We start from the raw sequence: 18,980 nt of genomic DNA, 5'->3' as shown, positions 1-18,980 counted from the left end.
AAAGTAGGTAGGAAGTTGATGGAAAAGCAATTAGTCTTGATTAGTCATGGCCGGTTTTGTGAAGAATTGAAAAAAAGTACAGAAATGATTATGGGGCCTCAGTCAGAGATCCAGACAGTCCCATTATTACCAGAAGAAGGTGCTGATGATTTTCGCCAAAAACTAGCAGCTGTCATCGCTGACAGTCAAAACCCTGTGGTCTTTGCTGATCTGCTAGGAGGAACCCCATGCAATGCGGCTTCTCGGTTAATCATGGAAGGCGCGACATTTGAGCTGTATGCAGGAATGAATATGCCGATGGTGATTGGCTTCCTCAACGGCACATTGACCGGAGATCCATTGGATTATGAACAATTTGGTAAAGAGAATATCCAACATGTCAACACGCTTCTCACTGCAGTAGCAGATTTTGAAGAAGATTAAGCAGAGGCAAGGACATTAGAAGTTGATCAGCAAAGGAAAAACGGCAGTAGCTGTATTTCTCAGCTATCACCTATTTGCCTTAACCAAACGACAAAAAGCGCTGAAAAGCCCCAACTCTTTGAACAATTCCCTAAAAAAAGGTATGATAGCTAAAAGTATATTTTTGAAGGGACATCAAAGGGATGAAGTACTCAACGAAATACAGCGATGCCATTCATATTCTGGCTTATATTGAAATGTTGAAGGGAACCGATCTATCCAGTGATCGAATTGCACAAAGTGTCGAGACCAATCCAGCCTATGTCCGCCGAATCATGAGTGATTTGCGAACAGCTGGCTTGATTGAGAGCCAACGGGGAAAAGCTGAACCTAAATTACTAAAAAAACCCGAAGAGATCACTTTGCTAGACATTTATTCAAGTGTTGAAAAGGACCAACGATTGTTGCATATTGACAAAAAAACCAATCCTAATTGTTTGATTGGCGGTAGCATTCAGGAAGTTCTAGATGAGACCTATGATCGTCTGCAAAAAAAAATTGAGTTAGAGATGCAGCAGATCACATTAGCAGATATTATAGATAAACTCAATGTGGCTGCTGAAAAATGAAGAGAGACAGCTCCGTTTCAAAAGCAAATGCTTGACGAAAAGGAGCTTTCTTTTTATAATCAACATGTAATCTTAAAAGTTACATGTGTTTTTCTACATGTACAAGTTGAAAGATGAAAGGAAGAGAGCAATGAAAATTGGAATTATTGGTGCAACAGGAAATGCTGGTTCAGCGATTTATCGGGAAGCAAATGCACGAGGACATGAAGTCGTAGCTATCGTACGCAATGAAGAAAAAGCAAAGGAAATGTTTGGGACTTCTGTCAAAACAATAACCAAAGACGCGTTTGAATTGAAAAGAGGCGAGTTGGAAGGTTTTGATGCTATCATTGATGCGTTTGCTACTAGCCCTGATCAAGCCTATCTACATGTCGACTTAGCAGCCCGTTTGATCCATCTTTTCCGTGGAAAGAAAACTAGATTGTTCTTCATTTTAGGGGCGGGTAGTTTACTGAATGATGCTGGCGACTTGAATGTCAATGACTTGAAAAAAGCACCTGATAGTGAAAGCTGGATCGCGATTCCAGAAAATCAATTAGACGAGTACAATTTCTTATTAACTGTTAAAAATGTTGACTGGGTAGGAATTTCTCCAGGAAATCTTTTCCAAGCTGGGGAAGCTAAACCGGCTATATTAGGAAAAGATCACTTGCTTCAAAATGATGCCGGACAATCTGTCACATCTAGCGGAACATTGGCGAAAGCTATCTTGGATGAGTTAGAAGTCCCTCAATATCAACAAACAAGATTTACAGTTATTGATGCCTGATTTTTTTGACGATCGGGATGGTTTTGAGGAGCAAAGGAGCGGAAAGAACAGTAATGCTTTCATAATGTTTCTTCCAAGAAAACAGGAAAGAAACCATTTTAGAAGAAAGAGTTTTCGAAATTCAAGAATTCTACCAAGACAAAACTCTGCGAGTTGCTTATAATCAATAGCAGAGGTGATGGATATGGAGAAAAAAGAAGCATACGAGCTGATGCTCCTTCAGTTAAAAGGATTGTTAGAAGCGGAGAGTAACTGGTTAGCGAATCTGGCTAATTCTTCCGCATTGCTGAATGAAACGTTACCAGATACGGTCTTTGCCGGCTATTATCTGTTTCAAGAAGGTGAATTGATTCTAGGTCCTTTCCAAGGCCGTGTGTCTTGTACCCGCATCCAGTTAGGAAAAGGGGTCTGCGGGGAGTCCGCTGCTAAGAAAAAGACTATGATCATCGATAATGTCAAAGAACATGAGAACTACATATCTTGTGACTCGGCAGCAATGTCAGAAATCGTTGTGCCAATGCTGGACAATGACCAACTGATTGGAGTATTAGATATCGATAGTTCGAAAACAAGTAGTTATGACGAGATCGATCAACTTTTCTTAGAAAAATTTGCCGCTTCGCTAGTAGCTGCACGGACGTAATTGATAAAACGAGCAGCGAATCGTGTTCGCTGGTACAAAAGAAATATCCAAACGATAGATAGCGCAACTTTCATTCTTGAAGTTGCTGAATTGCCGGCTTGTTTCTGCGGCAACTTCTATTCGTTTGGTTTTTTTGTCTGTACTGGTTTTTTGTGCGGATCAATGCGTATTACTTTTAATTATTAAAAAACGATGATATTATGATAACATAATTAGAAAAATTAAATTTGAAGGTGAAAATTATGAATTGTGATAACATTGTTTTAGGAAAAGCGTATGAATGTAAACCGGTAGGTATGCAAAGGAGGATCATCGGTGAGGTAATCCGCAAAATGGAAAACTGTGTGGTGATGAGTGTTGTAAGATATGATGGCATTGATCATGATGAAATCGAGGAACGCTGTGGAAGAGTCGTTGCTCGGTATAACGAAATCTATGGACCAGCTTTAGTCGAATGTTTTTTTAGTTGAAAAAAGTTGAAAAAAGACAAAAGCTTATTGTTTAAAAACAGGAAAATAATGAGCTAAACAATTAAAAATAACAATTTAATCTATAATATTTACGATGTTAGCCAAATTTTTTTCAGTAAAGAATTTCCTTTGCTGTCTGGGACAGTAACTTTCAAGGGCAGAATACTTGCCTAATAGTTACGGCTCCATTTTTCTGCTATCATCGTTTTTTGTATGCTGCGATAGACTGCCAGGCGGCCAATAAATTTCAATAAAGACTTAATGATGGTACAATAAATTAAAATCGTACGCCTGGAGGAGAATGTTATGAGAGCTGAATTAGTGATCTTAGAAGAAGAGGAGTTGCTGTTTAAGCTTCCCAATGAACAAGGTTTATTACAAATTGCAGATCATGATCGTGTGACACAGCTTGATAATACTGTGTTTTTTCTTGTTAAGAATCATGCGGTAACAGCTATTACAACTGATACATTGCTGGACTTGACTCAGCCCCATGATCGAATCATTAGTATTACTCCTAGCTGGGAAATTCAGGCACCTTACCTTGCACATTATTATCAGGAGAAGTATGGTTTGTTGAAGAAAAAAAGTGAAGCGATCCCAGGTGAGCAAAGTGAGCTCATTGCAACTTGCGCAAAAAATTTTGACTTATTGTTAGATAAACTTGGCTATTACCAAAATACTACTTCCATTGACCCAGTGAAAAAAACAAAGGCAAGGCATCAATGGAAAAAAGAATTGCAGGATCGCCCTTTCTATATTGACTGTCAAGGAAGTCAGGCAACTGTTTATTGGCAAAAGCGCAATGAAATGCGAATTGAAAAAGGGGCAAAATTAGCCGAAGAAATTCCTTATAATAAAGACGGTTCCTTGGGATTTTCTGCTCGCTTAGGAGAAAAAATCCGCCAAGATCATCAAGCAGCGATTAAGGATCATTGCACGATAGAAGAAGTTATTTTAAAAAGTGTCAATGAGGTTGGTCTGTTTCTTTACTACGGAGGGACCAATGGTTGGTTGCAGTTAAAAGACCCATCCGGACAGACACTCCACGAACTAACCGTGGTGGGCTGACACGACAAATACGCGATATGCACTTGAAGGACAACGCTTGCCTGATGAAATGGATTCCCATCGGCAAGCGCTGTCCTTCTTTTTTAGCTGAACTTTCTTGAAATAAGTTTCAACTCAGTTCTTGCTGGAAGATACAAGTGAGTCGTCAAATAAGGAATAATCTTGTCCACTCTTGTTTATTACTACGGAAGGTTTTCCGTTTCCTTCTTTTTCTGCACGATAAGCTTCACGGTGTTTTTGCAAGTGTTCGGGCCGCTTTAGCCAGGCTTGGAAATGTTTCTTTTCTTGCCATTTTGATACGAGTTGAAAATCGACTGATGCCTTTTTTTCGTTGATCCAACATTCAGATTGGAGACAGCCTTCAAACGTTTTCATCGAGGCGATATCTTTGCGAATCTTTTCTGAAAATGTTTCTTTTGCTTCTGCTAAAACTTCAAATGTCACAGTTTTGATATACATGAACAACACTCCTTTTTGTGGTAAATGCACGATTTGACTTTGCATCATCATTTTCCAATTAGTATGGCTGTAATTGAGAATGATTGTCAATTAGGTCGGTATTTTTCTTGGGAAATACTTGCCTAGTGAAAAAAAAATGTTTATTTCCTACCTAAGAACAGCTAAGGAAGAACTCTTCATAGGAACTCTTCATAGGAACTCTCCATAGGACCTTTCTCTAGGTATCTTTGATGATTCTTTCAAGTAAGGGAATTTGACAGAAAGATTCGAATCACGGTAAACTTCACTTAACAAAACGGAATTTTTGGAATTATCTGAAAAAATAGGAGGCGTCAAGAATGGCAACCAAAGCAAGAGTCATCGGATCACTCATCGTTTGTAGTTTTTTTCTAGCAGCCTGTCAACAGCCGTCATCGAAAACCACAGATTCAACCAAGTCAGCAAATGCCAATCAGCAAATGCTAAATGTTCAGTTTTCTGCTGAAATGGGGAGCGCTGATTTGTCGTTAGCAACCGATTCTTACAGTTTTATTACCTTGAACAATGCTTATGAAGGACTTTATCGCCTCGATGAAAACAATGAACCCGTGATTGCCGGTGCGAGTGAAGACGCAATGGTCAGTGAAGATGGGGTGATATACACAATCAAATTACGAGAAGATGCCAAATGGTCCAATGGGGAACCTGTCACAGCAGAGGATTATGTCTTTAGCTGGCAACGAACGGTTGATCCTGCTACCGCCTCCAACTATGCCTACATGTTAGCACCAGTCAAAAATGCTGTAGCTATTTCCGATGGGACGAAGGATAAAAGTGAACTAGGGATCGAAGCCGTCACGAGTCATGAATTGAAGATTACATTGGAAAAAGCAACGCCTTATTTTAAATCTTTACTCGCTTTTCCTACTTTTTTCCCGCAGAGTGAAGCGGTTGTTCAAGAACATGGGGATCAATATGCCTTAACAAGTGCGAATGCAGTCTACAATGGTCCTTTCACATTGGAGGATTATGACGGTCCAGGTACAGATATTCAATGGACACTCAAGAAAAATCCTGAGTACTGGGATGCAGACTCAGTGAAATTATCCGGTGTTCAGTTTGATGTCGTCAAAGAATCTTCAACTAGCTACAATTTGTACGAGAATGGTCAAGCAGATGACATCACGTTGAGTGGGGAACTGGCGATGCAAAATGTGAACCACAAGGATTATGTTGTTCAACCGAGCGCGACGACCCAGTATCTAGAAATGAATCAAGCAGCAGAGGATTCACCATTTCGGAATGAAAAGTTGCGGCAAGCGATTTCTTATAGCCTTGACCGTCAGCAAATCGTTGATCAGATTTTAGGTAACGGCTCGCTTCCAGCTGTAGGATTTGTTCCTTCTGACCTAGCTTATAATCCTGATACGAAAACAGATTTTGTCAAAGATGCAGGGACTTCGCTTCCTTATGATGAAGAACAAGCCAAGAAATTTTGGGAGCAAGCGAAATCCGAGCTAGGAAAAGATACACTCTCTTTTGAATTACTGACCTCAGATACAGATCAATCAAAGAAATTAGCCGAATACATTCAAGGAACGCTCCAGCAGACCCTTGAAGGATTGACTGTAGAAGTGACTAATGTCCCTTTTTCTGTACGATTGGATCGTTCAAATAGCGGAGACTTCGAAATGGTCATGAACAATTGGATCGGGGATTATGCTGATCCAATCAATTTCTTGGAGCTTTTCAAAAAAGATAGTTCATACAATCGCGGAAAATGGTTGGATGATACTTATGATGACTTGATCTCAGAAGCATCCGATGCGTATGCCAACGATCCTCAAGCACGTTGGCAAAACATGGTAGAAGCTGAGCAGATTTTGAATAAGAAATTGGGCGTGATTCCATTGTTTCAAAGCGCAGAGGCTCATTTACGTTCCCCAAAAATCAATGGTTTAGTCATTCATAGTGTTGGCGCAGCGTATGATTACAAGAATGTTTCCCTAGAGTAGGCTATCAGTGGGCTAGACATGATGGTTGTTTCATTTTTCATCAGATTGCAAAAGCAAGAAGAATTAGTAAAAGATCAGCAAAGGAGAACCTAGTGAAAAAAGCAGTCCAAGCAGCTATGACTTTTTTATGGAAACAGCCGCAGCAAAATGCAGTTTTAACAAAAATCAATGCGCAACCTTTAGAAGCAGTCCATTCGTTTTTATCAGCAGCAGATGCGATGACTCTCTATGAAGAGGACTTGGTTGATTCAGAGATTCTTTATGGGACCGTTGTCGAAGTCGTTCAAGAAAAAGCAGAATGGGCAGAGATATTTGTCTTAGACCAAGCAAGTAATAAAAATCCCCGAGGCTACCCAGGGTATGTTCCTAGTAACGTATTGACTGTCATAGACGAGAAATATGGATTGGGGAAAGGCAATCAGAAGGTAGCGGTAATCAAACCAACAGCTGTCCTGCAATTCAAAGATTATCAAAGAATCCTTTCTTTCGGAACACTGCTGGATTGGCTTTCTGAGGACGCTGAGTGGTATCATGTGATGACACCTGAAGGACCAGCTGAAATTTCTAAAACACAAGCCCAACGAATCGATCAAGGAAACTCAACAACTCCCCGACAGTTGATCGAGATGGCAGAACAATTTCTGGATTTGCCTTATGTATGGGGAGGAATCAGCAGCAGTGGCTTTGATTGCTCAGGGTTTATGTATAGTTTGCATCGGGTCAATGGTATATTGATTCCTCGAGATACCATTGAACAAGCGCAAGCGGGTGTGCAGCGATCCTATGAACAGGCGCAGTCAGGTGATTTATTGTTGTTCGCATATGAAGAGGGAAAAGGAAAAGTCCATCACGTCGGTCTTTATTTAGGTGCAGACGAGATGATCCACTCACAGACTCCAGGCTCCAAAGTCATGAAAACAAAGATCACTGGTTCTGCTTATGAGCCGGAATTGGCAGTTGTTACTCGGTATATTGACTAGAAACAGCCGCAATAAGAAAGAATCAGGTAGAAATCGCAAGTGATAGAAACAAAAAAATAGCAGTAACCGAGGGAAGCCCACCATTTTTGCAGAATGCAGCAAGAAATGGCGGGCTTTTTGACCGATCAAAAGAAGGATCAGTTATTAGCAACAATAAAGTCACCCATATCGTATCGATGCCGGGATTGTGAAAATTCGAAAGGTGTCCCATTTTCTAAGTAAACCGTTTGCTCGACTTCTAAAATGGGGTCATTGGGGGAACAAATCAAATGCTGCTGGTCATAGATATCTGGACGGTCGGCTTTGATCCTTCGAATCGATGTTCCAATCGGTAACTGCAATGTATTGGAAATATATTCATAGACGGAACCCTTGAGAACCTCTTCGGTGATGCCGGGAATCACTGCGACTGGCATAATGGTATATTCCAGTGCGACAGGGACATCATCCAATAATCGCAAACGAACAATATCATAGATTCGATCTTCTTTACCAAGTTTCAATTTTGATTGTTCTTGCTCATCAGCCAAAAGCGTATCAAAAGAAATGATTCTGCTTGTGAGTTTGCCCGTCTTTCCTAAGCGTTTGGTTAATCCGCGGTTCACTCGGGCGTTATAATCGAAGGTAGAATAGGCTTCACTGACAAAAGTGCCAGTGCCTTTTTTGGCATAGATGATCCCCTCTACTTGCAACAAATTCAACGCCTTTTGAATGGTTACTCGACTAGTTTTATACGTAATGGCTAATTCAGTTTGTTTAGGCAGCTTCTGATTCTTCTCATACTTTCCATGACTAATTTGTGTACGAATAGCTGCTGCAATATCATGATAGTAGGCCAAATCATTTCCTCCTTTTTTGAAGCATAATCGATTTTGCTGAGTATGTAAACCTCGACGTTTACATACTCAGCTTTTTGCTTCTTTCGACGATTTACAGAATGAAAAAAATCCAGTAAATTGAAATTGTAATCGGTTGCATTTGGTTTGTTGATTTTGGTTAATCATAGAGGAGCTAGGAGGAGTAAAAATGGAAGGGTTTATGGATCGATTGGCAAATGGATTAGGTAAAGTTGCTACGAGAATCAATAGTTGGCGGTACATCATGGTAATTAAGAACGCTTTTGCCGCTTTGATACCAGTCATTATCACAGGTGCCTTTGGGACCTTATTTTCAGCAATGGTTTTTGATTCGGAGAACGGCTTAGCAAAAATTGATGCGCTCAGCTTTTTAGAAAATCTAAAGCCGATCTCTTCAGCAGTCAGTTATGTAACACTTAGTTTTCTAACGATTTATGCTGTTTTTTTAATTGGGATCGAACTGGCAAAACTGAACAAAATCGATGGTGTTTTCCCTGGGATCATTGCAGTGATGTCTTACTTATCGGTCAATCCGATGGTTTTTGAATTCTTACATGAAGATGCTACTGTTATTGCCGAGAATGTTTTAGCGAAACAATATACAGATACGAAAGGTTTATTCTTGGGCATGTTCGTGGCAATCCTATCAATTGAACTTTATGCCTGGCTTTGCCGCCAAAAAAAATTGCAAATCAAGATGCCGGAAAGTGTTCCTGCCAATGTCTCAGCAAGTTTCTCGGCACTTTTCCCTACAATATTAACAGTAACGATCATCGCAACAGTTGGCTTTGCTATCAAAGCCATCACAGGAATGTATGCTTACGATATCATTTACAATATTGTGCAAAAACCATTAGAAGGGATAGTACAAGGTCTGCCTGGTATCTTGTTGTTGATGTTTATTGCACAAGTTTTCTGGGTCATTGGTATCCACGGCAATCAGATGGTCAAACCAATTCGTGAACCATTACTACTGGCGGCTATCGCCGTGAATACAGAAGCCTTTGAGGCAGGAAAAGAAGTGCCTAACATCATTACGATGCCATTCTGGGATATGTATATGAGTATGGGAGGATCAGGTGTCACCATTGGCTTACTGATTGCGATCCTAATTGCAGGCAAGCGTGAAGATATGCGTCAAATCACGAAGTTATCTTTAGCACCAGGCATTTTCAATATCAATGAACCTGTTATTTTCGGGATGCCGATCATGCTGAACCCGATTTTGGCGATTCCATTTATTCTGACCCCAATTATTACCGGCACGGTGGGTTATATTGCTACATCCATCGGTTTTGCAGCAAAAGCGGTTGTGATGGTACCGTGGCCAATGCCGCCAATCGTCAATGCCTACTTAGCTACAGCAGGAGACATCGGTGCAGTGGTCACACAAATCATCTGTATTTTATTATCGATCATTATTTATTTGCCATTCGTTATCGTAATGAATCGTTCAACAAACGAAGTGGCATAAAAAGGAGAGGCTTATGTTAATTGAAATACCAGAAACATTTATCTTAGGGGCCGCTTCTTCTGCTTGGCAGACAGAAGGTTGGCAAGGAAAAAAAGCGGGTCAGGATTCTTTCTTGGATCAATGGTATCAACAAGAGCGTTTTGTCTGGCATGAAGGCTATGGACCGGCCGTTGCAACGAACTTCATGGAACAGTATGGTGAAGACATTGAGCTGATGAAAGAGATTCATCTGACACATTATCGCACATCCATCAATTGGGCACGCTTTTTTACCGACTATGAGAAGTTGATCGTCGATGAAGAATATGCAGCCCATATCGATGCGGTAATCAATGCATTGATTGCTGCAGGAGTAGAACCCATGTTGTGTTTGGAACACTATGAATTGCCTGCCTACTTATTAGACACGTATGATGGCTGGAGTTCTCGGTATGTTGTCGAATTGTATAGCAAGTATGCAGCAATCGCCTTTGAACGTTATGGCGATCGGGTCAAGCACTGGTTCACTTTCAATGAACCTATCGTGATTCAGACCCGTTGCTATCTTGATGCGATTCGCTGGCCCCATGAACAAAATACGAAGAAATGGATGCAATGGAATTATCATAAAACATTAGCTTCTGCATTAGCGATAAAAACGTATCATGAAAAAGGCTATCAAGGCAGAATCGGTTGCGTATTGAATCCTGAAATGGTGTATGCTCGTTCTTCTTCGAAAGAAGATCAGCAAGCGCAAAAAATGTACGATCTTTTCTTCAACCGAGTCTTTTTTGATCCGATGATTAAAGGCATTTATCCCGAAGAACTGATTGCACTATGCAAAGAGCATGATATTTATTTTGATCCTGCAAAAGAAGACTTAGAAGTGATCCAACAACATACGGTTGATTTTTTAGGAATCAATCAATACTATCCAAAGCGTGTGCGGGCACCTCGTTATCAATGGAATGCTGAAGCACCGTTTCATCCGGAGCGATTCTATGAGAACTTTGATCTTCCCGGCAAACAAATGAATCGTTCTAGAGGGTGGGAAATCTATCCGAAAGTCATGTATGACATGGCAAACTACCTCAAAGAAAATTACGGCAACATTCCTTGGCTGATCACAGAAAATGGCATGGGTCGGGAGAATGAAGAGGCGTTCATGGATGAGAATGGTCAGGTAGTAGATGACTATCGGATCCAATTCATTTCCCAACATCTTTATTGGCTTTTAAAAGCAGTGGAAGAAGGGGCGAATTGCGAGGGTTACATGCTCTGGGCTTTTACCGACTGTATCTCACCGATGAATGCCTTCAAAAACCGCTATGGGCTGGTGCGGATCGAAAGAAATGCTGCCCGTACCCGTTCTTTGAAAAAATCAGCCTATTGGTATCGAGAATTAATTGATGAACGTCGCTTGTCCTATGAGGAATTGCCGCTTATTCTTTAAATAAGTCCATTAAGATTAGAGAAGCTGTGACAAATCTTTTGTCACAGCTCCTTGTGTATATTGCTTAAAAATCTAATTGATGAGGGGCTAATTTGTCCCAGTCAAAGGTCACACCAATTCCCGGTTCTTCTGGCGCGATAGCCATTCCGTCCTCTGGATCAATCATCAGAGGGCGAATGGTGTATTGATCGATCGGGAAACTATGCATCTCTAGGTATCCGGCATTAGGCATGGCAGCCAGCAGACTGACATGAAGCTCTTGCATGCCGTGAGTCGAGATACTGACATTATGCAACTGTGTCAATGCGGCAATTTTCAACCAGCCAGTGATTCCTCCACAATTCGAGGCATCCGGTTGAGGAAAATCAACTTGACCATAAGACAACATATGAGCAAATTCAATTGGTGTTCGTAAATTTTCTCCGCCAGCAACTGCTATTTGACCTTCTTTAGCGATTCGAGCATATCCTTCGTAGTCTTCGGGAATCGTTGGCTCTTCCAAAAAGAGAATATCAAAAGGCGCCATCAATTTAGCGGCTTTGATGGCTTGTTCAACGGACCAGCTCATATTGGCATCCACCATAAAGGTAATATCGGGACCGATCAATTCACGAACGGCTTTGATGCGGGCGATATCTTCCGCCAGTGTTGCTTGCCCTAACTTGATTTTGACAGCCCGTAATCCCATATCCAAATATTTTTGATTGTTGGCTAATAATTTTTCTAGTGGAAAATTCAAGTCAATGGCACCGCCATAGCAGTTTACTTTATTGCTGTGTCCTCCCAATAGTTTATATAATGGTTCTCGTGCTTTTTTTGCGCGCAGATCCCAAAGGGCAATATCACAGGCGGCAATGGCAAAGCTTGCTAGACCACCTCGGGCAACGTAATGGATGCCCCAATTCATCTGTTCCCAAAGAGCTTCCACACAAGCAGGATCTTTTCCTAGCAGGATATGTTTCAGTTCTTTGTCGATCAATTTAGCGATCGACTCTCCTCCGAAACCACCCGTATACGTATAACCGATACCTTCTCTACCATCATCCGTGCGAACTTTGACGATTGGGACCTCAAAGTGAGTGTGTAATCCGTGTTTGGCATCTTCCATTAATTCTGGTAAGGGAATCCGATAGTAGGCCGTTTGGATTTCTGTGATCGTGGACATAAAATTCCTCCTTTTCCAATAATGTTAACGTGTGCATTATTATCTTAACATCCACTTGGTAAGAATTCAAGCGGTTTCATTTATAGCTTGAGTTGTCAATCTCTTTCTATCATTGTAATAATCCTGTTTTTCCAGGGACCTTTAACCAAGTGATTCCGATCTGAAAAGGAGTCAAATTTCTTGGTGGGCACACGCTGAAATAGTTGAACTTCTGCGCAACCCAAGCTATGATGAACAAAAAGGAGATCACGCATATGTGTACTAGTTTCACGCTGACTGCTCATGGACAGACTTTTTTTGCTCGGACGATGGACTTTGCATTTTTGCTAGACGGCGCACCAATCGTCATGCCACGGGAGTATCAATGGTCTTTACAACTAGGGGGACAGGTCACCAATACCTATGGCTTTGTTGGAACGGGCAAACAGTTAGAAGAATTTCTGTTTATTGATGGGGTCAATGAGAAGGGACTAGCGATTGCTGAACTCTACTTTTCGAATGAAGCTGTTTATTGCGAATACACAGCGGAGAAAATAAACCTTGCACCCCATGAATTGTTACACTGGGTATTAGGAAATGTAGCAGACATTTCTGATTTGTACCAAAAAATCAGTAGGATCAATCTAGTACAGGTAGAAACGGCGCTACTAGGGATCACAGTCCCATTGCATTTTATTGTAACGGATACTACCGGAAGATGTGTTGTCATTGAAACCAATCGCGGTTTTATCGAAATAAAAGAAAATCCAATCGGCGTGATGACTAACAGTCCAGAATTGGAGTGGCATGTAAAAAATATTGGTAACTATTTAGCTGCGAGACCTGCTAATTTTCCTCCCGCAACAGTCAATGGAGTAGAGGTGCTCCCCTTTGGTCTTGGAAATGGAACATCTATTTTACCGGGTGGATTGACTTCCCCTGAACGATTTGTTCGAACCGTTTATAACAAACAGTTTGTGAATGTAGGAGAGACTGCTGAAGAAACAGTCAATGCTATGTTCCATCTCTTAAATAATGCCACGATCCCCAAAGGACTGATGGTCGAAGATAATGGTCAATCTGAGTATACTCAGTATCGAGTGGTCTATAATGTGACAAATGGTACTTACTATTTCAATCCTTATGAAACCCAAGAAGTTTTTTCATTGGAATTGAAGAAAGAGTGGTTACAATTGAAACAGCCCCGGATTTTTGCGGTTGCCAAGAGTTTCACAACAAAAACAATGGTGTAATAATCGGCCACACAACGGTCGATGCAAAGATAGATAAGTAGAAAATAACTTAGTTTAACGAAGAGTCATCTCTCCAATTAAAAGATCTACGGTGTGTCACTACCGCAGATCTTTTTTCGTGTGATTTGCCGTCTAAATTTTTGTATTAGGTAGCTGGGTAGTTTATCTATTCTGATGCTGAAAAAACGGTTCAAAGGAAAAGCGTATTCTTATGATAATCTTTCATTGAAATTACGAGAAGAAAACAAGAAATATTTTTTTTACTTTCAGATATTAAAAAAAATCTTTGAAATACAATAAGTCCAGTAATTTTTTTTTTTTTGAAAATAGTAAGGCGTCATTGATAACAACACTGGGAACTTTTGTTTCAGAAATTGGCTGATTCGTGATGATTAAATCAAAGGATTCCAAGTCATAGTTACCTAATTGCTCACCATTGATGGGCAAGATATCTGAACGAATTTTATGCAGATCAAGAATATCTTGAACATAGTAACTGATGTATTGACTGTGATTGATCCCCATATCGCTGATCACTAAGATTTTTTTTGACACCAAAGTCTGATTGATCTCCGGAAAAGAAGTCAACAACCAGAATACATAAGAAGACAAATAACTGATGAGATTCGTTTCCAACAATTCAGAAAAAAAATGCAGTTCTGCTTTGAGTCGTGCATACAATTGGCGCTGTGTAAATTTGATATGTCTTGTAAAAAAAGTGGCACGCTGTGTCAGCTCTGTCGTATCAAAGGGCAGTAATTGCGCATAGGAATAAAGACAAGTCAGTAAGTGTACAACGAAGTCGCCAACCTCGTCTGTGATTTGTTCCAACTGCAGAAAAGTATTGAAAGTCAAATTGTCACGTATCTTCTCACTGATCACAGATCTATTCTCTGAATAAAATTGCTGGAAAGCCCCTTTTTGAAAGTAGTCAATGACTGTTTGGCAAGACTCCGAACTAATCCCACTCAAATGGCGTTTAATCAATGAATAGTCTTCATTACTGATTTTTGCTTTCACGGCTATCTTGGTGATCGGGCGTTGCCGAAATCCTTGACTCTCTCTTAACAAATCAACGATAAAATACATAATGAAAAAGTCATGTTCATAGCTGTTGTCTAAGCTGATACTATTCAAAATACAGTGATTGCGCCGCATCACTTGTTTTAGTTCTTGTTTATCAAAGTGATAAGGCAAATCACAATGGCCATAATACATCAAAAAAAAGTAGGTCGTAAATATACGCAGAGACAGCTCATCGTCCTGACTCGTTAACTGATACCCTCGATCCACAATGACCCGGAGTGAATAGGCAGCCAACACTTTATTGCAATGTTTTAATTTTCGTGCAAAAGATGATCGACTGATATTGATTGCCTCACAATAATAATCGATCGTTTTGCCTGGCTGTTGAATAAATTCATGAAGGAGTTGTGTCGTTGTTGAAGTTCTCGCCATATCTGTGAGTATTTGAAGATACAACGTAGCATTGAAATTCTCTAGACGATACCCTAATTTATGCGATGTTTTGATGGTTAAAACATCTCCCCAGCGTTGCTTGATCTCTTCAATATATCGGATAAACGTTGATTCGCTGCTACCAATGTGTCTTGCAAGTTCTTTTTTAGTCATCCACTTATCAGAAATGGATAACACACGAATGATTTCTTCCATCTTCCGATAATTTTTCTCCAAAAACCTAATCATTTCATTTCCTCCCAAGTCCTTTACTTTAATAAAACAATCAACGAAACAATAACGCAATCTCAATAATGAAACCGCTTGGTATGAAAGCTGGTGTGATTTGATTCTTCCCTTCTATGTATACTTAGGTATCTGATTAGAATAACAAATTTTCAGCATGCAGGCTATTGTGATTTGCTATTGGTTCGCAAATGAAAGGGGAGAATGAAAATTAATTTACTGAGGAAGTTGTGGGTTTTAGGGGCAGTATTCATGCTGGTTAGCTCCTATTTCACATCCATAATCGTTAGAGCAGAAACTATTAATGGGGCAGCTATTCTATCTGCCAAAATCATAACAGATGATTCTGAGCAGCCACAGCTATTACTAGATGTTGCACTCACGAATCAAACAAATGAGCCCTTAAAAAAAGAAATACGAATGGATCATGCCAAGCTAAAAGAAGTAGAAGAAAAACAAGAGGGATACGGTTATCAAATTAAACACAATACCCTCTATCTGACAATAGAGCCTCAACTAAATCAGACCGTTCAACTGACGCTGCCCGTTGAGAAAAATTCTTTTTTGACCGAGCAAGCACCAGAATTAGTTTACGAAGGTCAGATCCAAAAGGTCTCTGTTGTCATGCCGCAGGCAACAAAGGAAAAACCAACTGACACCCAGGACAATACTTCTAGAACAGAAACGGATGCTGCAAAGGAAACAGCTGCTACAGATACACATTCAGTAGAATCTGAAGAGTCAAAATCAACAAATCCATCAAATACCAACGAAACGCTGGCAGAAAACAGAGAAACAGAAGGACCTGAAGCATCTGAAGTATCTGAAAGATCAACAGCTGCTGATGAAGTGATAAAACCTTTTTCACTCCCTAGCGTTGCTCCTGATCCAGTGTTAAGTCGCAGTCATAAGGCAATCCTGCCTCAGTATACGACAGATGCGTCAGGAACCTATCCGACAGCAAGTTGGCAACCGACTGGGAATCAGAATGTGCGCAACCATCAAGGAAACAAAGACGGAGCTGCACAATGGGATGGGCAAACGGAATGGAATGGGGAACCAACGAACAAAACCAATTCCTATATTGAATATGGTGGAACTGGTTCCCAAGCAGACTATGCCATTCGTAAGTATGCCAAAGAGACCACGACACCTGGATTATTTGATGTATATCTGAATATTCGCGGAAATGTCCAAAAGGAGATCGCACCGTTGGATTTGGTTTTAGTAGTTGACTGGTCAGGTAGTATGAATGACAACAATCGAATTGGCGAGGTCCAAAAAGGGGTGGATCGATTTGTAGATACGCTAGCAGAAAGTGGAATCACAGACAACATTCATATGGGCTATGTTGGGTATTCAAGTGATGGATACAAGAATGATTCGGTCGCGATGGGCCTCTTTGATTCGGTCAAAAATGCCATTAAGACGATTACTCCAAGCAGTACTACTGGCGGAACTTTCACGCAAAAAGCCCTGCGAGATGCTGGAAACATGTTGGCGACACCAAATGGACACAAAAAAGTGATTGTTCTACTGACAGATGGTGTTCCCACTTTTTCCTACCAAGTCAGCAAAGTTCAAACAGAAACGAATGGCAGCTATTACGGCACCCAATTTACCAATAGACAAGACCAACCGGGCAGTACTTCTCGTATTTCTAACAGCTACTATGCTCCAGACCAAAGAAATACCAATAAATTGATCAACAGTACGTTTATCGCAACAATTGGTGAAGCAATGGCATTAAAGCAGCGAGGGATTGAAATTCATGGATTAGGCATTCAACTGCAAAGTGATACCAATGCGGGATTATCCAAACAAGAAGTAGAAAACAAGATGCGGCAAATGGTGTCTGCGGATGAGAATGGTGATCTTTACTATGAATCAGCCGATCATGCACCAGATATTTCTGATTATCTCGCGAGAAAAGCGGTTCAGATATCAGGAACTGTGGCAAACGGCAAAGTAACCGATCCGATTGCTGAACCGTTTAGTTACGAACCAAATACATTAACCGTCAAAAGTGTCAGTTCCCTTCAAGTACAAGCCATGCCCACACTCTCATTTGAAGGAAACACCGTTCATAGTGATGAAATTTATTTAGGGAAAGATCAAGAAATTCAGATCCATTATCAAGTCAGGATCCAGACAGAATCAGCAACATTCAAACCTGATTTCTGGTACCCGATGAATGGCAGAACAACCTTCCAACCAGTAGCAACAGCAGACGAAGTGGTAGATTTTGGAGTGCCATCGGGGAAAGCACCAGGAGTCAAGCTTGATTTCAAAAAAATCTGGGAAGAATATGATCATGATCCGAGCAGCCGCCCAGAACATGTTATCTATGAAGTGACCAGAAAACAAGTTTCAGAACCGACAAATTGGCAAACAGGCTATATCAAGATTTCGCAACCGTCAAATGATACAGGGAACCTGTGGGAACGCACCACTGTAACACAGCTTTCAAAGTCAGCAGAGGATGCCTATGCCGAAACCTTAGGACTACCCAAATACAATAATCGGGGGCAAGATTTCAGCTATCAAACGACTCGAGAGCTAGCTGTCCCCGGTTATGAGCAAGAAAAAGTAGATGAAACAACGTGGAAAAACACGAAACAGTTTCAGCCATTAGCGCTTAAAGTGATCAAAAACTCTTCTGCTGGCGAAAAAAATCTGGTAGGTGCTGTGTTTGAATTAACTGGCAAAAATGGCCGTACGACATTGATCGATAATCAAGATGGCAGCTATTCCTTGCCGCAAAATGTCCGACTGCAAAAAGGTGAAACCTATACTCTCACAGAAGTGCAAGCTCCTGCTGGACATGAACGTGGGAAAACAACTTGGCAAATCGAAATCACTTCAGAGGGAATTGTGACAATCGATGGGGATGAGGTTTCTACAGAAGAACAAGTGATCACACTGACCGTGGTTAATCAATTTTCAGAATTGCCAATCGGCATTCGCAAGTATACGCTGCAAGACGGCAATCAAGTCAATTTGTCTGGGGCAACCTTTTCTCTACAAAAGAAAAATACTTCAGAGGGCTATCAAACCATTGCTACGGAAAAAACTGACGATTCAGGATTAGCCCATTTTATAGTAGATCAGCCAGGTCAATACCGAATGGTCGAAGATTCAGGTCCATTGGGATATGACACGATCGCCGGCAACTATGAATTTACGGTGGATAAATATGGAAAGATTCGCTACGACGGCAAAAATGTGGATAAACAAAGTAAAGAATGGACGTTGAATCATCAAAACCAGTTAAAAGCCTTTGACTTGACCGTCCACAAAAAGGCCGACGATCAGACGCCATTAAAAGGGGCGGAATTCCGTTTGACAGGTCCAAATACAGACATTGAACGATCAGGAGAAGAGACGGACACGTTTGTCTTTGATCAGTTACAGCCGGGAAAATATGTCTTGTCGGAAACATATACGCCAGAAGGGTATCAAGGATTGAAAGAGCCAATCGAAATTGTGATCAATGAAGATGGCTCAGTACAGATTGATGGCGAAGAAGTCGCTGATGTGTTAGTTGCTGGAGAAAAAAACAACCAGATTACACTAGATGTGACTAATCAGGCGAAAGTTCCGCTGCCGGAAACAGGCGGAAGTGGTCGATTAGGGATTTATCTACTCGCCTTTAGTTCGATCGCCATCGCTGGTATCTACTTATACCTCCAGCGATTA

At 40.8% G+C, this 18,980-nt stretch carries 16 protein-coding genes; 12 read left to right on the top strand and 4 right to left on the bottom strand.

Annotated features, from left to right (window positions below; genetic code table 11):
• Positions 1 to 18 precede the first annotated feature (18 nt).
• The 6 genes from EG2_RS12165 to EG2_RS12140 all read left to right on the top strand — a co-directional run bounded on the left by EG2_RS12165 (position 19) and on the right by EG2_RS12140 (position 3,984).
• On the top strand, positions 19 to 423 hold the full coding sequence (locus EG2_RS12165; RefSeq protein ID WP_060814962.1) for a PTS sugar transporter subunit IIA: 405 nt from the start codon (positions 19 to 21) through the stop codon (positions 421 to 423).
• Between the two features lie 182 nt (positions 424 to 605).
• The gene (locus EG2_RS12160; protein ID WP_060814961.1) at positions 606 to 1,031 is read left to right on the top strand and encodes an Rrf2 family transcriptional regulator; all 426 of its coding nucleotides are present in this window, start codon (positions 606 to 608) and stop codon (positions 1,029 to 1,031) included.
• 130 nt (positions 1,032 to 1,161) lie between these two features.
• Positions 1,162 to 1,800 carry an NAD(P)H-binding protein gene (locus EG2_RS12155; protein WP_060814960.1) on the top strand — a complete coding sequence of 213 codons (639 nt, stop codon included), beginning with the start codon at positions 1,162 to 1,164 and terminating at the stop codon, positions 1,798 to 1,800.
• A 178-nt stretch (positions 1,801 to 1,978) separates the two neighbouring features.
• Positions 1,979 to 2,443: a GAF domain-containing protein gene (locus EG2_RS12150; protein ID WP_060814959.1), complete on the top strand. Its 465-nt coding sequence runs from the start codon at positions 1,979 to 1,981 to the stop codon at positions 2,441 to 2,443.
• Positions 2,444 to 2,685: 242 nt separating this feature from the next.
• Positions 2,686 to 2,913 (top strand): hypothetical protein, encoded by a 228-nt coding sequence (locus EG2_RS12145; RefSeq protein WP_021149510.1) that lies wholly within the window; start codon positions 2,686 to 2,688, stop codon positions 2,911 to 2,913.
• Positions 2,914 to 3,219: 306 nt separating this feature from the next.
• Positions 3,220 to 3,984, top strand: coding sequence for a hypothetical protein (locus tag EG2_RS12140; protein ID WP_060814958.1), 765 nt, complete (start codon positions 3,220 to 3,222; stop codon positions 3,982 to 3,984).
• 114 nt (positions 3,985 to 4,098) lie between these two features.
• Here EG2_RS12140 and EG2_RS12135 read toward each other — a convergent pair whose 3' ends face one another.
• Positions 4,099 to 4,443 carry an antibiotic biosynthesis monooxygenase family protein gene (locus EG2_RS12135; protein ID WP_060814957.1) on the bottom strand — a complete coding sequence of 115 codons (345 nt, stop codon included), beginning with the start codon at positions 4,441 to 4,443 and terminating at the stop codon, positions 4,099 to 4,101.
• Positions 4,444 to 4,781: 338 nt separating this feature from the next.
• On the opposite strand from EG2_RS12135, the gene EG2_RS12130 reads away from it, so the two are divergent.
• Both EG2_RS12130 and EG2_RS12125 read left to right on the top strand, forming a co-directional pair.
• Positions 4,782 to 6,437, top strand: coding sequence for a peptide ABC transporter substrate-binding protein (locus EG2_RS12130; protein ID WP_060814956.1), 1,656 nt, complete (start codon positions 4,782 to 4,784; stop codon positions 6,435 to 6,437).
• A gap of 92 nt (positions 6,438 to 6,529) precedes the next feature.
• Positions 6,530 to 7,417, top strand: coding sequence for a C40 family peptidase (locus EG2_RS12125; RefSeq protein WP_060814955.1), 888 nt, complete (start codon positions 6,530 to 6,532; stop codon positions 7,415 to 7,417).
• Between the two features lie 137 nt (positions 7,418 to 7,554).
• Here the strand turns inward: EG2_RS12125 and EG2_RS12120 are convergent, their stop codons facing one another.
• A complete protein-coding gene (locus tag EG2_RS12120) occupies positions 7,555 to 8,256 on the bottom strand; it encodes a GntR family transcriptional regulator (protein ID WP_060814954.1) in 702 nt (233 codons plus the stop codon).
• 187 nt (positions 8,257 to 8,443) lie between these two features.
• On the opposite strand from EG2_RS12120, the gene EG2_RS12115 reads away from it, so the two are divergent.
• Entirely contained in the window at positions 8,444 to 9,748 is a 1,305-nt protein-coding gene (locus tag EG2_RS12115) for a PTS sugar transporter subunit IIC (protein ID WP_060814953.1), read from the top strand.
• A gap of 13 nt (positions 9,749 to 9,761) precedes the next feature.
• Positions 9,762 to 11,180, top strand: a complete 1,419-nt coding sequence (locus tag EG2_RS12110) for a glycoside hydrolase family 1 protein (RefSeq protein WP_060814952.1) — start codon at positions 9,762 to 9,764, stop codon at positions 11,178 to 11,180.
• A gap of 64 nt (positions 11,181 to 11,244) precedes the next feature.
• On the opposite strand, the gene EG2_RS12105 is transcribed toward EG2_RS12110, so the two are convergent.
• Entirely contained in the window at positions 11,245 to 12,345 is a 1,101-nt protein-coding gene (locus tag EG2_RS12105) for a mandelate racemase/muconate lactonizing enzyme family protein (protein WP_060814951.1), read from the bottom strand.
• Positions 12,346 to 12,599: 254 nt separating this feature from the next.
• Between EG2_RS12105 and EG2_RS12100 the strand changes: the two genes are divergently transcribed.
• The gene (locus EG2_RS12100; RefSeq protein WP_060814950.1) at positions 12,600 to 13,577 is read left to right on the top strand and encodes a choloylglycine hydrolase family protein; all 978 of its coding nucleotides are present in this window, start codon (positions 12,600 to 12,602) and stop codon (positions 13,575 to 13,577) included.
• A 273-nt stretch (positions 13,578 to 13,850) separates the two neighbouring features.
• Here EG2_RS12100 and EG2_RS12095 read toward each other — a convergent pair whose 3' ends face one another.
• Positions 13,851 to 15,284: a helix-turn-helix domain-containing protein gene (locus tag EG2_RS12095; protein ID WP_060814949.1), complete on the bottom strand. Its 1,434-nt coding sequence runs from the start codon at positions 15,282 to 15,284 to the stop codon at positions 13,851 to 13,853.
• 201 nt (positions 15,285 to 15,485) lie between these two features.
• Here EG2_RS12095 and EG2_RS12090 point away from each other — a divergent pair.
• The coding region (locus tag EG2_RS12090; RefSeq protein WP_156424242.1) for a vWA domain-containing protein at positions 15,486 to 18,980 on the top strand (3,495 nt) is incomplete at its 3' end.

It is taken from the genome of Enterococcus gallinarum NBRC 100675, from assembly GCF_001544275.1.
GTDB lineage: Bacteria > Bacillota > Bacilli > Lactobacillales > Enterococcaceae > Enterococcus_D > Enterococcus_D gallinarum.
Note: the sequence above shows the minus strand (reverse complement) of the source record. Positions and strands in the feature narration are given on the sequence as shown.

What these genes read in the sequence shown, in the direction of transcription:
- EG2_RS12165 (WP_060814962.1), top strand. Translation starts at nt 19, where the DNA reads ATGGAAAAGCAATTAGTCTTGATTAGTCATGGCCGGTTTTGTGAAGAA.
- EG2_RS12160 (WP_060814961.1), top strand. Translation starts at nt 606, where the DNA reads ATGAAGTACTCAACGAAATACAGCGATGCCATTCATATTCTGGCTTAT.
- EG2_RS12155 (WP_060814960.1), top strand. Translation starts at nt 1,162, where the DNA reads ATGAAAATTGGAATTATTGGTGCAACAGGAAATGCTGGTTCAGCGATT.
- EG2_RS12150 (WP_060814959.1), top strand. Translation starts at nt 1,979, where the DNA reads ATGGATATGGAGAAAAAAGAAGCATACGAGCTGATGCTCCTTCAGTTA.
- EG2_RS12145 (WP_021149510.1), top strand. Translation starts at nt 2,686, where the DNA reads ATGAATTGTGATAACATTGTTTTAGGAAAAGCGTATGAATGTAAACCG.
- EG2_RS12140 (WP_060814958.1), top strand. Translation starts at nt 3,220, where the DNA reads ATGAGAGCTGAATTAGTGATCTTAGAAGAAGAGGAGTTGCTGTTTAAG.
- EG2_RS12135 (WP_060814957.1), bottom strand. Translation starts at nt 4,443, where the DNA reads ATGTATATCAAAACTGTGACATTTGAAGTTTTAGCAGAAGCAAAAGAA.
- EG2_RS12130 (WP_060814956.1), top strand. Translation starts at nt 4,782, where the DNA reads ATGGCAACCAAAGCAAGAGTCATCGGATCACTCATCGTTTGTAGTTTT.
- EG2_RS12115 (WP_060814953.1), top strand. Translation starts at nt 8,444, where the DNA reads ATGGAAGGGTTTATGGATCGATTGGCAAATGGATTAGGTAAAGTTGCT.
- EG2_RS12110 (WP_060814952.1), top strand. Translation starts at nt 9,762, where the DNA reads ATGTTAATTGAAATACCAGAAACATTTATCTTAGGGGCCGCTTCTTCT.
- EG2_RS12105 (WP_060814951.1), bottom strand. Translation starts at nt 12,345, where the DNA reads ATGTCCACGATCACAGAAATCCAAACGGCCTACTATCGGATTCCCTTA.
- EG2_RS12100 (WP_060814950.1), top strand. Translation starts at nt 12,600, where the DNA reads ATGTGTACTAGTTTCACGCTGACTGCTCATGGACAGACTTTTTTTGCT.
- EG2_RS12095 (WP_060814949.1), bottom strand. Translation starts at nt 15,284, where the DNA reads ATGATTAGGTTTTTGGAGAAAAATTATCGGAAGATGGAAGAAATCATT.